1 protein-coding gene is annotated in these 244 nt (G+C 50.4%); it reads right to left on the bottom strand.

All coding sequences use genetic code 11. The features are described 5' to 3' along the window. Window positions 1–244: type IV pilin (locus EXE45_RS21125; protein WP_206750532.1), on the bottom strand; the 244-nt coding region annotated here is incomplete at both ends.

Raw genomic sequence — 244 nt, 5'->3', positions numbered from 1 at the left:
ATTATCCGGGAAAGCGGGGCTTCCTTCGGTATAAGTTACTGTTTGACCAGTTTGCCAATCACCTGAGGCAACGGTTGTAGCATTCTCGTACCTTGTGCCGTCAACAGCTAAGACGAGATCGTCTATTGGAATAGCCTGCCCCCCCGTTTTGGTGATAGCAATCGTTGTATCAGATGAACTTTCGATATCGAAACTTGCCTGCGGCGCGGTGTCTCCTAACTGATCGCCGAGTCCGAGAACGAAC

Source organism: Halorubrum sp. SP9, assembly GCF_005435015.1.
Lineage (GTDB): Archaea > Halobacteriota > Halobacteria > Halobacteriales > Haloferacaceae > Halorubrum > Halorubrum sodomense.
This window is presented reverse-complemented; position numbering and strand designations above follow the sequence as displayed.